13 protein-coding genes, 1 tRNA gene and 1 pseudogene are annotated in these 14,806 nt (G+C 46.2%); 14 read left to right on the forward strand and 1 reads right to left on the reverse strand.

What is annotated here, in order from left to right; all coding sequences use genetic code 11:
* On the reverse strand, positions 1 to 133 hold a 133-nt coding region (locus tag AB1466_03820; protein MEW6189225.1), incomplete at its 3' end, for an AbrB/MazE/SpoVT family DNA-binding domain-containing protein.
* A gap of 89 nt (positions 134 to 222) precedes the next feature.
* Here AB1466_03820 and metG point away from each other — a divergent pair.
* The 14 genes and pseudogenes from metG to AB1466_03890 all read left to right on the forward strand — a co-directional run.
* The gene (gene metG, locus AB1466_03825; protein ID MEW6189226.1) at positions 223 to 1,764 is read left to right on the forward strand and encodes a methionine--tRNA ligase; all 1,542 of its coding nucleotides are present in this window, start codon (positions 223 to 225) and stop codon (positions 1,762 to 1,764) included.
* Positions 1,765 to 2,549: 785 nt separating this feature from the next.
* Positions 2,550 to 2,807, forward strand: a pseudogene (locus tag AB1466_03830) (3D domain-containing protein).
* Positions 2,808 to 2,876: 69 nt separating this feature from the next.
* Positions 2,877 to 3,722, forward strand: coding sequence for a 16S rRNA (adenine(1518)-N(6)/adenine(1519)-N(6))-dimethyltransferase RsmA (rsmA, locus tag AB1466_03835; protein MEW6189227.1), 846 nt, complete (start codon positions 2,877 to 2,879; stop codon positions 3,720 to 3,722).
* Between the two features lie 309 nt (positions 3,723 to 4,031).
* Positions 4,032 to 4,319 carry a Veg family protein gene (locus tag AB1466_03840; GenBank protein ID MEW6189228.1) on the forward strand — a complete coding sequence of 96 codons (288 nt, stop codon included), beginning with the start codon at positions 4,032 to 4,034 and terminating at the stop codon, positions 4,317 to 4,319.
* Between the two features lie 160 nt (positions 4,320 to 4,479).
* Entirely contained in the window at positions 4,480 to 5,391 is a 912-nt protein-coding gene (gene ispE / locus AB1466_03845) for a 4-(cytidine 5'-diphospho)-2-C-methyl-D-erythritol kinase (protein MEW6189229.1), read from the forward strand.
* Positions 5,392 to 5,393: 2 nt separating this feature from the next.
* Complete coding sequence (locus AB1466_03850; protein MEW6189230.1) at positions 5,394 to 6,152, forward strand: nucleotidyltransferase family protein; 759 nt, start codon at positions 5,394 to 5,396, stop codon at positions 6,150 to 6,152.
* On the forward strand, positions 6,152 to 6,535 hold the full coding sequence (locus AB1466_03855; GenBank protein MEW6189231.1) for a Rid family detoxifying hydrolase: 384 nt from the start codon (positions 6,152 to 6,154) through the stop codon (positions 6,533 to 6,535). Before AB1466_03850 ends, AB1466_03855 begins: the two co-directional genes overlap by 1 nt.
* A 163-nt stretch (positions 6,536 to 6,698) precedes the next feature.
* Positions 6,699 to 6,770 (forward strand) — tRNA-Gln (locus tag AB1466_03860).
* A gap of 136 nt (positions 6,771 to 6,906) precedes the next feature.
* Positions 6,907 to 8,277, forward strand: a complete 1,371-nt coding sequence (glmU, locus tag AB1466_03865) for a bifunctional UDP-N-acetylglucosamine diphosphorylase/glucosamine-1-phosphate N-acetyltransferase GlmU (protein MEW6189232.1) — start codon at positions 6,907 to 6,909, stop codon at positions 8,275 to 8,277.
* 30 nt (positions 8,278 to 8,307) lie between these two features.
* Positions 8,308 to 9,270: a ribose-phosphate pyrophosphokinase gene (locus tag AB1466_03870; GenBank protein ID MEW6189233.1), complete on the forward strand. Its 963-nt coding sequence runs from the start codon at positions 8,308 to 8,310 to the stop codon at positions 9,268 to 9,270.
* A 296-nt stretch (positions 9,271 to 9,566) separates the two neighbouring features.
* Positions 9,567 to 10,232 carry a 50S ribosomal protein L25/general stress protein Ctc gene (locus tag AB1466_03875; protein ID MEW6189234.1) on the forward strand — a complete coding sequence of 222 codons (666 nt, stop codon included), beginning with the start codon at positions 9,567 to 9,569 and terminating at the stop codon, positions 10,230 to 10,232.
* Between the two features lie 86 nt (positions 10,233 to 10,318).
* Positions 10,319 to 10,918: an aminoacyl-tRNA hydrolase gene (gene pth, locus AB1466_03880; protein ID MEW6189235.1), complete on the forward strand. Its 600-nt coding sequence runs from the start codon at positions 10,319 to 10,321 to the stop codon at positions 10,916 to 10,918.
* A gap of 37 nt (positions 10,919 to 10,955) precedes the next feature.
* Positions 10,956 to 14,423: a transcription-repair coupling factor gene (gene mfd, locus AB1466_03885; GenBank protein MEW6189236.1), complete on the forward strand. Its 3,468-nt coding sequence runs from the start codon at positions 10,956 to 10,958 to the stop codon at positions 14,421 to 14,423.
* An 11-nt stretch (positions 14,424 to 14,434) separates the two neighbouring features.
* The coding region (locus tag AB1466_03890) for a SurA N-terminal domain-containing protein (protein MEW6189237.1) at positions 14,435 to 14,806 on the forward strand (372 nt) is incomplete at its 3' end.

Here is a 14,806-nt window from a genome sequence, read left to right on the forward strand (position 1 = left end):
GAATTATTTTGTCGCCTTCTACATATATCTCCAGGGGGTCTTTGACTTCGATACCAAAGGCACGACGCAATTCCATTGGAATCACAATCCGTCCGAGCTCATCAACTTTACGAACTATACCTGTGGATTTCATATTCATGCTCCCTCTCTAGCATCCTTGACAAATGAGCAATTTCAATTATATGGTTGTGAGAAAATGGTGTCAAGGAATGGAAAGAGGAGATGAAAATGCCCAAGTTTTATGTGACCACCCCAATTTACTATGTTAATCAACCTCCTCACTTGGGTACCGCCTACCCCACTATGGCAGCTGATGTCATCGCCAGGTATCATCGGCTCTTCGGTCAAGATGTCTTCTTCCTCACGGGTACCGATGAACACGGTGCTAAGGTGGCTCAATCGGCTGAGTCTGCGGGGAAATCTCCCAAGCAGTTCTGCGATGAGATAGCGGATCAATTCAAAAAAGCCTGGAGGGTATTGAATATTAGCAATGATTATTTCATTCGCACCACGGATTCGGAGCACGAAAGGGCCGTAGAATGGGCTTTGCAGCGACTATACGATGGGAAGTACGTCTATAAAGGCGAATATGAGGGTCTTTATTGCGTTGGTTGTGAGCAATACATTCCAAAGAGCAGTTTAGTCCAAGGCAAATGCCCCCTGCATCGCAAGGAACCCGAGCTATTAATCGAGGAATGTTACTTTTTTAAACTTTCCCAATTTCAAGCTGAATTATTGACCAGGATATCCAAAGGACAATTGAAGATCGAGCCCGTACAGCGTGAGAATGAAGTTCTATCCTTCCTACGGAGTGAAAAATTGCAAGATTTAGCCATCTCTCGGAGTAAAAGCAAGGTGCGTTGGGGAATAGAGTTGCCCTTTGACCGTTCCCATACAACTTATGTTTGGGTTGATGCATTCCTTAATTATCTCACCGGTATCGGATGGCCCTGGGATAGGGAGAAATTCGAGCGGTATTGGCCAGCGGATATTCACCTCATAGGCAAGGATATCTTGAGGGTACATGCCACGATTTGGCCCAGTTTGCTACTGGCTTTGGGGATGGAATTACCGAGAAGGATTTTCGTCCATGGATTTTTCACGGTCAATGGGCAAAAAATGAGCAAATCCCTGGGAAATGTGATAGACCCGGTCTTTCTAGCCGGGAAATATGGGGTGGATGCCCTTCGCTACTTCACCCTAGGTGCTTTCCCCTTCGGACAGGATGGCGATTTTTCCCTTCAAAGGTTGGAACATAGATACAATGCGGATTTGGCCAACGATTTAGGGAATTTGGTCAGTCGGCTTTTAGCGATGGTGGAGAAGTACCGTGGCGGTATAATCCCTACTCCTGGAAAGGAAATGGAAATCGATCTGAATCTTCGACGTCTCGCTGAGCATGCATTTTTAGAAGCTGACAAATCTTTAAGAGAACTCGCTTTCAGCGAAGCCCTAGCGAGAATTTGGGAATTCATCCGGGGAATCAATAAGTACATTGATGAAGTTGCTCCGTGGTCCCTTGCAAAGGAGGAGCGGCAGAGAGAGCGCCTTGATATGGTGTTATACACCGCCTTGGAGGGATTGCGGGTAGTGGCATTATTGATTTGTTCCTTCATGCCCTCCACCTCTAAGGAATTGTGGAGTCAACTCTGTATTGAGGAAAAGCTCGAGACTCAAAGATTTCCCAGAGCCCTTGAGTGGGGTTTGCTTAAACCGGGCATCAAGGTGAAGCGAGGGGAGCCCCTTTTCCCTCGCATAAAATAAATTCCCCTTACCTCACTCCTCACCCCATAAGGGTAAAAGAAACGAACCCGCTTTCCTTCTCCTAATAGCCCAAAAAGCAGCGGAAATTAAGAAAGAAAAATTCGAGAAAATTGTCACGTGACCTGCTAAAATGCCTTGAATTCTTCAACATCCCTGCTTAAGGTGTTGCATCCTTCCAAAATTTACTATATAATGGGATGCTGCTTAAGCAGCGCCAATAAAATATAGAAGGGAATGGTCGAATGGAGGGGTTTTCTCTCCATTTTTTTGCCAAAAAACCCAATAAAATTTTCATGGGATTTTTATGCATGGTACTGGTCTTCGCAATGAGTGATTTTATAGGATTTAACAATGCAACTAGCATACATAGCAAGCAATATAGAACTAGAAGGGTCAAATGACCGAGGGGTGAGAGCTCCAGTTCCTGGACGCGTCGTGATACGCCGTCTCCGAATTCTCCTGCGGATCCAAGGGACGGGGAAAGCCTGATGGCTCTAGCATCAGATGCTGCGCAATTTATCTCAAAATCTGTGGAAAAGGGATCAACTGTGGTAAGTGCTTCAAATGCACTACCCACTTTATTTTTGGTGAGTACAACCAGTCTAAAATTCGCCTCGGAAATTTCCAGCAGGTCCTGCGGATCTGAAGGAAATTCCACCCGCCACCACCCACCATCCCGCCAACTAAACAGGCGATTCCCTCCCAAGCGCTTGTGGGCTGCTAACCCTCATTTAACCGTCTCTAGAGGTGTAAGGGGGTCACCAAGAAGCTCTCGAACCATGGTCATGATCGCCACAGCTTATGCTCCCGGTCATGGTTGTGGCACGATAACCGCCACCGGCATGAGAGCTCGATATGGTGTGGTGGCCGTCGATCCCAAGGTGATTCCCTTGGGAACATCCCTTTACATTGAGGGATATGGAGAGGCAATCGCCGCTGATACTGGTTCTGCCATCAAGGGGGACCGCATCGACTTGTGCTTTGATTCGTTGGCTCAGGCCAGAGCCTTCGGTCGCAGAAAGGTCCTAGTTCATATAAAATAATATTAAAGTATGATCTTTTGGAGGAAAATGTAGACGCATCCGAAGGATTTCCAAGCGGATCTGAAGGAGATGTCTGGGCTCGCTAGTCCCCGAAAAACCATCGATATCCTCAAGAAATACAATTTGAGGCTCTCCAGAAGTCTTGGGCAAAATTTTCTTGTGGACGAAAACATCCTCAAGAAAATCATTCATGCAGCCAACCTTGAATCCGAAGATGTAGTTTTGGAAGCGGGTCCTGGAATCGGTACCCTCACTCAAGTCCTTGCCGAACGAGCCGGTCAGGTCATTGCGGTAGAACTCGATAGAACTTTAATCCCTATCTTGAGCGAAACCCTTAAAGGCTTTGAAAATGTGAAGCTATTACGAAGGGACGCCTTAAAACTCGATTTAAACTTGCTTCCTCCAAGTTTGCAGCCCAATAAATTGGTTTCCAATTTGCCCTATAATATCGCCTCCCCTTTACTTGTGAAGTATTTACACGAATATCCCCAGATTGAACTTTTTGTCGTCATGATCCAGAAAGAATTGGCAGAACGAATCCTCGCCTCCCCAGGAGGAAAGGATTACGGCGCTTTCACCTTAAAGATTCAGTATTATTCTGAACCCAAGATGATCTCCATCGTGCCCAGAACAGTTTTTCTTCCACCTCCGAAGGTGGATTCGGCAATCATCAAGCTCACACGACTTTCTTTTCCCCGCGTTGAAGTAAAGGATCCTTACCACCTCTTTGAACTTATCACCGCTGCTTTTGAACATCGAAGGAAGACCATAAAGAATTCTTTGATTCATAGCAGTCGCCTCGCATATAGTAAGCGAGAGGTAGAGAAAGCCCTCAAAGCTGCGGATATCGATCCTGAAAGGCGAGGTGAGACCTTGAGCATTTATGAGTTTGCACTTTTGAGTGAATCCCTCTAACCTCAATCAGCTGCCTGCCAAATCTTTGGATGAAAGGGATGGCTATCTAAGCATTTACGGAGAAATGAGAGAAGAAAATTCACAACTTGTTGCGGTGGATTGGGATAAATAAGTAGCTATACCAAGAGATGGAGATGGGGCTCGCTTAACCGGGGAGGATTATAAATGCATGGAAGGAGAAATCCCTTGGGAATACAGGTACAATGTTGCGAGAGCAGCCACGAGCTGAACGCTATCATATGGCTCGAATGCTTGATTTTTCCATCTTTTTAGGTTATTATAACCTTGAATTTTTTTGAGGAGGGGAAAATGAACATTACCAAGATACCTCGAACGGAGATCGTCGATCGCATTAGAAGCGATCTTGAGTCCTTTGTAGGTACTAAAATGAAGCTCCGTGCCAATATCGGTCGATGTAAGATTGTGGAGAGGGAAGGTGTGCTTGAGGAAACCCACCCCAATCTCTTTGTGGTGAGGGTGGAAGAGAAAAAGAACAGGTCAAGGCGGGTTTCATATAGCTATGCCGATGTGTTGACCAAAACTGTGGAACTTACTCATCCTCAAAGTGGAGAAAAGATTCTTCCATGGCTTCATTAATTTTTAAATAATCCAGAATATTCTTAAAGAGCACAGTTTATCTGTGCTCTTTCATTTATGCGGGCAAATCATGGGGATCGACCTTGCCGTCCATTCTTTGATTCCTCACCCCGACACGTCGGGGTAGGAACGTCGCGAAGCGACGTAAAGGAGTGTAATTGTGAAATCCCTCAAGCTTAAAGCCTATGCCAAGATAAACTTATATTTGGATATTTTAGGAAAACGCGCCGATGGATATCACGATATACAATCCGTCATGCAAAGTCTCGAACTTTCGGATACTCTTTTGATTTTCGAGCACCCAAGGATTGAGGTTATATGCGACTCCTCTTTCCTTTCACCGGATAGGAATCTAATATGGCAGGCTGCGAAGCTCCTCCAAGAGCTTTACAAAATAAAGCGAGGTGCTCTAATTAAACTCATTAAAAATATCCCAGTGGCTGCTGGTCTTGGGGGTGGAAGCGCCGATGCCGCAGCCACTTTAATCGGTTTAAATTTTCTGTGGCATCTCCATCTTCCCCTCGATCGGCTTCAAAAACTGGGGGAGGATTTGGGGTCAGATGTCCCCTTTTGTGTGAAAGGAGGAACGGTCCTCGTTGAGGGTAAAGGCGAAAAGCTCATCCCACTTCCAGATATCCCCAGAGCCTCCGTGGTTATTGCCAGACCCTCCTTTGAATTATCCACTCATCGGGTGTATTGGGAGTTTGATCGGGGGGATACTACCCCTCTTTCAAAACTTTCCTTAATGCTTAAAGCGATACGCGACAAAGACCTGAAGGAAATCTGCTCAAATTTAGCTAATATTTTGGAGAGACCTGTGTTTCGTGACCATCCCGAGGTTCGGAGACTTAAGGAGACTGCCATTTCGGCGGGAGCATTGGGTGCTTTAATGACCGGCAGTGGTCCCAGTATATTTGCGATAGTCGATTCGGAAATGGTGACCAAAAAGGTCGCCGGTGAGCTGAGCAAGATTTGTCCCACGGTCATTACCACTGCCTTTTATACGCAAGGAGTGGACATCCTCGAGCAAGAAATAAGAACCGAGAGGGATTACGACCTGAGGGGGTGTTAAATTTGAAGGTAGACGCCCTTATATTAGCCGGAGGAACCTTGAAGGGCATATCGGGCGAGGATAAGATATCCAAAGCACTCATAGAGATAGAGGGGAAACCCATGATCGAGTACGTAATAGATGTACTTAAGGATTGTCCAGGAATCGGAAGAATGGTGGCGGTCATCTCCTCCGCTGCCTCTTTGGGAACTTGGGCTCAAAGGGTTGATCGGGTTTTGTTCAAGGATGGTTCCTTGACCGAAAATATCGAGGCTGGAATGGAATATTTAGGCGGGGATCAACCGATACTCGTACTCTCCTCGGATATCCCTCTCATTACACCGGAAGCCATAAGTGATTTCCTGAATCGATGCTCAAGGAAAGAAAGTCGTGTTTATTATCCCATCATCTCTCGAGAAGATGTCGAGAAGAGCTTTCCCGGTGTAAAAAGAACCTATGCCGTATTAAAGGACGGGACATTCACGGGGGGAAACATAGCTCTGATTGACCCCAAGGTTATCAGGGATAATAGAAAGCTATTGGAAAGATTTTACAATCTTCGAAAGAGTCCCTTTCAATTGGCTCGGGCACTTGGTTTGAGATTTATTTTGAAGTTCTTATTCCGAATGTTAACCATAGCGGAATTAGAAGATAAAATATCCCATCTCATCCAGGCTAAGGGGTGTGCCATCATCACACCATATCCAGAGATAGGTGTGGATGTCGATAAGGACAGCGATTTAGAACTCGTGAGGAAAATATTGTCTGGAAAGGAGGAGTAGTGAAAGTTGTAATAATCACCGAAGATGCTCCCTTACCGGCGGGCCCTTATTCCCAAGCCATAAAAGCCAATGGCTTTATCTTCGTCTCAGGGCAGATACCGCTGCACCCCTTGACCGGGGAGATGGTTGAGGGAAGTATCGAGGGACAAACGAGGCAAGTCTTGAGGAATTTGGAAGCGATCCTGGTGGCTGGTGATAGTTCTTTGGCGAAGGTGGTCAAAATTTCCGTTTTTCTGAAGGATATTAACGATTTTGCCGCCGTCAACTCCGTATTTCAGGAATTTTTCAAGCAGGAAGCACCGGCTCGGGAGACCATGGAGGCATCCAATCTTCCCAAGGGAGCAAAAATTGAAATTTCAGCCATTGCCATAGTGGATTCCTAATTCAACGATGTCCTCTTCCATTTAATATTAAATATAAAGGTCAAGGCCAAAGGTGAGTTTGACACTTTATGGAGCCTAAACTATACTGTCTTCGCAAACTGTTTGAAGGCATTGAAACCTTGATTAGGTATTTGTATCCAGGTATATTAAAATTGTGTGTAGATGGGGCGTGGTGAAGCGGTAACACAGCGGACTTTGGATCCGCCATTCGCAGGTTCGAATCCTGCCGCCCCAGCTTTTTGATTGAGAAGCTAGAGCCAAAAATTTGGGTGCTAAAAACTTCTGCTTGGCCTCAAGTCACTGGGATGAGAGCAGGGGGACGGAGTCCCCCTAGGAACGTCGCGAAGCGACGAGAAGGAGGCATTAATAAGGTGAAGCTGGCTGTGGTCATATTAGCTGCTGGTGAAGGAACTCGAATGAAGTCCTCCCTCCCAAAGGTTCTTCACCAAATTTGTGGCAAGCCCATGATAAAGTATGTGGTGGAAACGGCCAAGGAACTTGATCCTCAGAGGATAGTAGCAGTAATCGGATACGGAGCGCAGCAGGTGACATCGCAAATAAAAGATGATGCTGAGATCGTAATTCAAGAGCAGCAGTTGGGAACGGGTCACGCCGTTAGAGTTGTCGAATCGGTCATCGGTGATTTTGATGGTACGCTGCTTGTCCTTTGCGGCGATACCCCTCTCCTCAAATCCGAGACTTTACGTAAGCTAATCGATGTTCACAGGGAAAGCAAAACAGCGGCTACTATCCTTACAGCGGTGCTGAAGGATCCAGCGGGTTATGGAAGGATAATCCGCGATAAAAAGGGATTGGTTGCAGGGATCGTAGAGGAGAAGGATGCCACCCTTAAGCAGCGAAAAATCTGTGAGATTAACTCCGGAATATACTGCTTTGATACAAAGAAATTATTTGTCGCCCTTCCTGAAGTCACCCGCGACAATGAACAGCGGGAATTTTATTTAACCGATGTCATCGGCATATTAAAATCCAAGGGAGAAAAAATCGCCACTCATTCCACGAGCGATGAATGCGAGGTTCTCGGGGTAAATTCCAGAAGAGAACTTGCTGAAGCCGGGAGGATTATGCGTGAGCGGATCATAAACGGGTGGATGGAGGAAGGGGTTACCTTCATTGATCCCCCTTCCACCGTCGTTGGCCCAGACGTAACTTTGGGTCAGGATACGCTGATCTATCCCTTCACGCTCCTTGAGGGATCCACCTCCGTGGGTCGAAATTGCACCATTGGTCCCTGGGCACATCTCATCAATGCACAGGTTGGGGATGGGGTTGAGATCCGCAATGGGGTGATAAGGGAAAGCATAATCGAAGATGGAGTTCGATTGGGACCTTTCTGTTCGCTAAGACCGGGCACTCGGATAAGGAAAGGGGCAAAGATAGGAACATTTGTCGAGGTAAAGAGCAGCGATATCGGGCGAAAAAGCAAGGTTCCCCATCTAAGCTACATCGGAGATGCAACGATAGGCGAAGATGTGAACATTGGAGCGGGCACGATAACCTGTAACTATGATGGAATTCGAAAGTATAAGACCATAATCGAAGATGGCGCATTCGTTGGTAGCGATACCATGTTAATTGCTCCAGTAAAAATTGGCAAAAATGCCACGACAGGAGCTGGTTCTGCGATAGCCCAAGACGTTCCAGATGATAGTCTGGCGGTGGAGCGCTCCCAGCAGAAGGTCATCAGGGACTGGTCCAAAAAGCGAAAAAAGAAGAGGTAAAGGAGGAAACTTAAAAGCGAGGAATAGATCATGCCCCATAATTTTAGGTTGATGGTATTTTCTGGAAGCGCCAATCTCGATCTCGGTCAGGAGATCGTGCGGTATATTGGAATAGAACTGGGCAAGATTAAACTCCATCGATTTAGCGACGGGGAGACCTACGTAAGATATCTAGAGAGTGTCCGAGGAGCTGATGTTTTTGTCATTCAATCTTTAGGGAATCCCGTAAATGAGAATTTAATGGAATTATTGATCATGATAGATGCCCTGAAGAGAGCCTCCGCTGAGAGAATATCGGCGGTTATTCCCTACTACGGTTATGCGAGGCAAGATAAGAAAACTTTGGCCAGGGAGCCGATAACCGCAAAATTGGTGGCAGATCTCCTCAGTGCGGCGGGCATAGATAGGATGATTTCCATGGACATCCATGCGGGGCAAACCCAAGGATTCTTTGATGTTCCGGTGGATCACCTGACTGCTGTCCCCATCTTGGCCGATTATTTCCAGGAAAAGAAGCTGGAAAATCTGGTTGTTGTCTCACCCGATGTGGGACGGGTGAAAACGGCCAAGAGATATTCGGATAGATTAAATGCGGACATCGCCATTTTGCATAAGACCCGTCCGGCACATAATGTTTCCGAAACTACACACGTGATTGGGAAAGTTAAGGGAAAGGTGACCCTGTTAATAGATGATATTATAGACACCGCGGGAACCATGGTTGGAGGCGCACAGACGCTTAAAGACCATGGAGCCACCGAAATATATGCCTGTGCCACCCATCCCGTGCTTTCCGGGTCTGCAGTGGAGAAATTGGAGGCCTCACCGATCAAGGAAGTTGTGGTCACCAACACCATACCAGTATCCCGGAAAAAATGGATTAAAAAACTCAAGGTACTGTCCATAGCCCCCCTATTTGCCAAAACGATCGTAAATGTTCATGAGGATAAGTCGGTAAGTGAATTGCTGGGGGGGGGAGATGATCAGGTATAGTCTTAGTTTGGCAAATTTGAAAAATAGTGGTTTTATCCGCATAAATATTGTATCTGCCGCGATAAATGCAAAATGCAAAAATAAAAATGTAAAACGACAAAGAAAAAACAAAAATGAATTCAAAACCTTAGTTTATAAGTTCAAAAGGGCGAGAATAATTTTGGATTTTGGATTGTGATTTTTCATTTTTCACTTTAAATTTTTCATTTAAAGGCGAGACTTAACTAGCAAACTTAAAATTTTGCCAAGGTACAGTAAGGTATAATATAGTTGAGTGTAATTTTAGAAGGGGTTGAATGTGGATGAAGATAATTGGGCTTAAGGCGAGACACAGAGATACTGGCAAGAGTGCGGCGAAGAAGCTTAGAGCCGTGGGCGAAATTCCCGCTGTTCTATATGGTGAGGGAATTGAATCTTGTCCTTTGGCCGTCGATGTTCGGGATTTTATCCATCTCATACGATCCGAGGGCTTAAATGTCATTGTGAAGTTAAAGGTCGAAGGGGATAGAGGGGACTATACCGCGATCATTAAAGAGATTCAAAGGGATGCACTCAAGGATTTCTATCTCCATGTAGATTTCCAAAAGATCGCCATGAATGAGAAGATTTCCACCATTGTGCCCCTAACCATTGTTGGAGAAGCCCCCGGAGTAAAAGAAGGGGGAGTGCTTCAGCATGGATTGTGGGAAGTCGAGGTGGAAGCTTTACCGAAAGATTTGCCTGACTGCATTGAGGTCGATGTGAGTGCTTTGGGGATCGGTGATAGCGTTAGGGTGTCCGACCTACCCAAGCGCGAAGGCGTCGAGATACTCACCAGCCTGGAAGAGGTTTTAGTGTCGATAGTTCCTCCAACGGCCATTGTAGAAGAGGTTGTTGAGGAGGAAGAGGTGGCGGAAGAAGTACCTGCTGAAGCCGAAATGGTAAAGGAAGAAGAGAAAGAAGAGGGGAAGAAGGAAGAATAACCGAACACTCATTGCTCATCGTAATTTGGTAATGGCTTAATATCAAAAGGCACCCGTAAGGGTGCTTTAAAAATTTGGAGGGAAAGATGCCATCTCTTAGATCCATGGGATTTCTCGTTGTGGGACTGGGTAATCCCGGCGAGCAATATCGTGATACTCGGCATAACTTGGGCCATTTGGTCATTGACAGATTGGCTCAAGATCTAGTCATCACCATTAAGGAATTTCCACCCACCAGTGGCTTCATACAAGCGGAATTTGGAAGGGCGAGGATAGACGAGAGGGAAGTTATCTTGGCTAAGCCTTTGACCTTTATGAATTTAAGTGGGGAGAGCATAAAGGCTCTTCTGGATTTTTTCAATTTCTCTCCCTCTCAATTAGTAGTGGTGCATGACGATTTAGATTTGCCTTTGGGAAGGGTTAGAATCAAGGCAGGGGGAGGAAGCGGTGGACACCGCGGTCTGGATTCCATAATAGTTCATTTGAAAACGGATGAGTTCACCAGGGTCCGCATTGGAATTGGTCGTCCACCGGGAAGGCAGGATCCGGCAAAATATGTTCTCAATCCCTTCACCGAGAGACAATGGGATATCGTCGATCCCGCCATCGATCGAGCTGTGGGTGCAGTTTTGGCCATCATAAGATGGGGCGTGGAAAGAGCCATGAGCGAGTATAATAGAAGTTGAAAAAGGCAGTAAAATTATTTTCCATGAAGCTACGAACGTGAACCATGAACCAATAAATGGAACGAAGATGAATTTAGAACCCTTACTTTCACTATGGGAAAAGAATAGAAGCTTTAAGCGCTTGAAGGATGCCATTGAAGCATCGCAAGAGGGTATTGATGTTTCTATACCAAGTCCACTGCGTCCCTATCTTGCAGCGATGCTTTTTAAATCCTTGCAACGGCCTCTACTTGTGGTAACGCCCAACGTTGAGAGGGCCCAGAGGTTTGCCAAGGATGTGAGGAATTTTCTTCCCGCCTCAACCACACATCACTTTCTCGATTGGGAGATTCTTCCTTGGGAGAGGATTTCACCGAATAAAGAGATCATTGCAAAGAGGTTGGAAATCTTATACCTTTTGGAAAATAAATCACCCATCGTAATCACCATCGCCGTCCAAAGTCTCATGCAGCGACTTCCACCTCGCAAGTTCATTCCCAAACCCATAGCCTTGGAGGTGGGTACAAAGCTAGATTTATACCAATTCATCGAAGATCTTCTCAAGAAAGGTTATAAGAGAACCTATATGGTCGAGGGTAGGGGGGAATTCAGCGTCAGGGGAGGAATAGTCGACGTCTTTCCGGGCAACCTGCGGCATCCATTGAGAATTGAGTTCTTTGGAGACGAGGTGGATTCCATGCGAGAATTCGCGATTTCCACCCAGCGTTCGATCTCCATTCTCGACCGAATCCTCATTTTTCCGTGTAGAGAATTCGTTCTAGCTCCCGAAAATGTGAAAAAAGCTTTGGATTTCATCGGAAATCAACCGGTGCTGCCGGAATGGATTGAGGGGGATATCGAGAAACTTCAGAACCTCACCTATTTCGAAGGTGTCGAGCGGTATGTTCCCTTCCTTTACGATCAGCTTAGCACCTTCTTCGATTTCCTCCCTCGGGGATGTTCAATAATTCTCGATGAGACCATGGAGATTGAGGAGGAATCGGAGAGGTTCCATCGACAGCAGTTGGATTACTTAGGAGAAGCCATATCCACGCTCAGTATTCCATCTCCTCCGGTTCCTTACTTCATTCCTCCCAAAGATTTATTCTCCTCCCTTGATGGGCGATTGGATTTCATCTCCATTAAGCCAAAGTTGGGTCCGAAAGAAATCATCGAGTTCAAATCCTTGCCCGTGGAACCCATCTTGGGAAGGTTCGATCGGTTAGCGGAGCTACTGAAGGAATTCCATAAGGATGGATATGCCGCCGTAATTGTACTCCGCGATAAAGGGCAAGCTCGACGAATGTTGGAAATTTTAGAGGAATTGGGGATGAACCCCTCCCTTTCTTTTGAAAAAGTGTCGATTATCCCAGGAGAGATAGGCATAACTCTTGGTGATTTGGGCGAGGGCTTCATCATTCCTTCTTTGAAACTCTCCGTCTTAAGCGAAGGCGACATCTTTGCCAAGAGATATGAGCGGAGGATAGAAAAGCGAACTGTTGAGGCTATTCCCATTACTAGCTATATGGATCTTGAGAAGGGGGACTTGGTGGTTCACGCAAATCACGGAATTGCTCGATATGCCGGGCTGGTGAGGGAGAAAATTGGCGATGCGGTTTGGGACTGTATGGTTCTCGAATATGCGAATGGAAAACTCAAAGTTCGCGTGGATCAAATGGATAAAATCTCCAAGTACATTGGTTCAGATGTTCAACCTCCTCCCCTCTCCCGGCTGGGTGGAGGCGATTGGATAAAAGTGAAAAGGAGGGTCAAGAGATCCGTCAAGAAGTTGGCCTTTGACCTTTTGACTCTCTACTCCGAACGAGCCCAAGCCCAAGGATTTCCCTTTTCACCCGATAGTCCCTGGCAAAAGGAGCTTGAGGATTCCTTCCCCTACAATGAAACACCCGATCAATTAAAAGCGGTTGCCGATGTCAAGGAAGATATGGAAGCACTCAAGCCCATGGATAGGCTCATCTGCGGAGACGTGGGCTATGGGAAGACCGAGGTAGCCATCAGAGCCTCCTTTAAAGCCATAATGGATGGGAAACAGGTGATGGTCTTAGCTCCCACCACGATACTCGCCCAACAGCATTTCAGCACATTCCAGTCGAGATTTTCCTCCTTTCCCATAATTGTGGAGTGTTTAAGCAGATTCAAATTGCCCAGGGAGCAGAAAGATATTTTAAGGCGGTTTGCCGAAGGCAAGATCGACGTGCTCATAGGAACTCATCGATTACTTCAACGGGATGTCGTTCCCAAGGATCTCGGTCTCGTGATCATCGATGATGAGCAGCGTTTTGGCGTGGCCCATAAGGATCATTTGAGGAATCTCAAAAAGACCGTGGATGTAATGACTTTAAGTGCGACGCCCATCCCTCGAACTTTACAGATGTCGCTCAGTGGGATCAGGGATTTGAGTATCATTAATACTCCACCCGAAGATCGATATCCAATCCTCACTTATGTGGGGGAATACGATGAGACAATGGTGAGGGAGGCCATCCGGAGGGAACTCGAAAGATGCGGTCAGATTTACTACGTTTACAACAGGGTGGAAACCATCGACGAGGTAGCCCAAAGGGTTGAGGGGCTCGCACCCATGGCCAGGGTGACCGTTGCTCATGGACAAATGCCCCAGCGCCAGCTGGAAAAGGTGATGTTGGATTTCTTGGACAAAAAATATGACGTCCTTGTGTGTACCACCATAATTGAAGCGGGAATAGATATCCCATCCGTGAATACCTTGATTGTTGAGGAAGCTCAAGAATTAGGTCTCACCCAGCTTTATCAGTTGCGGGGAAGGGTTGGTAGATCAAACCATCGCGCCTACGCTTATTTTTTCTTCAATCGAAACAGACCTTTGATCTCGACGGCTTGTGATAGATTGAAAACCATCGGGGAACTCACGGAATTGGGTTCGGGTCTTAAAATTGCCCTTCGTGATCTGGAGATACGAGGTGCTGGAAATCTATTGGGTCCCGAACAGCACGGTCATTTGCAGGCTGTGGGCTTCGATCTCTATTGCCAACTTTTACGCCAAGCTATAGAGGAACTCAGGGGCAAACCTGCGAAGAAACTTCTCGAGGTGCGCATTAATCTTCCAGTAAAGGCATATATCCCAGAGAAGTACATAGGGGAAGAAATCCTAAGGATAGAAGCTTATCGGCGCATAGCCTCCATCCAGGCTTTAGACCAGGCCCGAGAGGTCGAGGAGGAACTCCGGGATAGATACGGTCCCCTGCCCAGGGTGGTTCAGAATTTGGTGGAGATTTGCAGGATAAAAGCTCTGGCTCAGGAGGCGAGGGTGTCGAACATTTCTTGGAGAGAAGACCGGCTTATGTTGCACGAGCTTTATTTGACCAAGGGGAGAGTCCTGGCATTGCAGAGAAAATACCCGAATTTAATGTACAAACCACACCTCAATACCCTTTTAATTCGCGTCGATGCAAGTGAGATTTTATCTTTCCTGGTGCGATTATTTAGTGATATAATACATCCATCTATCCAAAAGTTGAGGTTGTGAAGGAGGAAAAAGTGAAGAAAGGATTTGCCCTTTTAATTTTATTAATTCTTTTCACCATGAGCTTTTGTGGCTGTGCCAAGAAGGTGGCAGCGAGGGTGAACGGCAAGAAGATATACTTAAGTGAGGTAGAAGAGGAATTTGAAAGTTTGAAAGCCAAGCATGGAGAGTTATTCAAGGGAGCCAAAGGTAAAGAATACGAGAAGACTTTCAAAGAGAATATCCTTGATTCCATGATAGAAAAAGAACTCGTCGTCCAGGAGGCAAAAAAGCGGGGTATCAAGGTTTCTGAAAAAGAGGTCGAATCCCGATATAACCAAATGAAGAAGATGTTCCCTTCTGCAAAGTCCTTTGAAGAGGCCCTCAAAAAAGCCGGGCTAACTCCG

The organism is Actinomycetota bacterium (assembly GCA_040755895.1).
Classification (GTDB): domain Bacteria; phylum Actinomycetota; class Aquicultoria; order Subteraquimicrobiales; family Subteraquimicrobiaceae; genus Subteraquimicrobium.

Excerpts from the sequence above, each read along its gene's own strand:
- metG (MEW6189226.1), top strand. The coding sequence starts at position 223 with ATGAAAATGCCCAAGTTTTATGTGACCACCCCAATTTACTATGTTAAT.
- rsmA (MEW6189227.1), top strand. The coding sequence starts at position 2,877 with ATGTCTGGGCTCGCTAGTCCCCGAAAAACCATCGATATCCTCAAGAAA.
- AB1466_03840 (MEW6189228.1), top strand. The coding sequence starts at position 4,032 with ATGAACATTACCAAGATACCTCGAACGGAGATCGTCGATCGCATTAGA.
- AB1466_03870 (MEW6189233.1), top strand. The coding sequence starts at position 8,308 with ATGCCCCATAATTTTAGGTTGATGGTATTTTCTGGAAGCGCCAATCTC.
- AB1466_03875 (MEW6189234.1), top strand. The coding sequence starts at position 9,567 with ATGTGGATGAAGATAATTGGGCTTAAGGCGAGACACAGAGATACTGGC.
- pth (MEW6189235.1), top strand. The coding sequence starts at position 10,319 with ATGCCATCTCTTAGATCCATGGGATTTCTCGTTGTGGGACTGGGTAAT.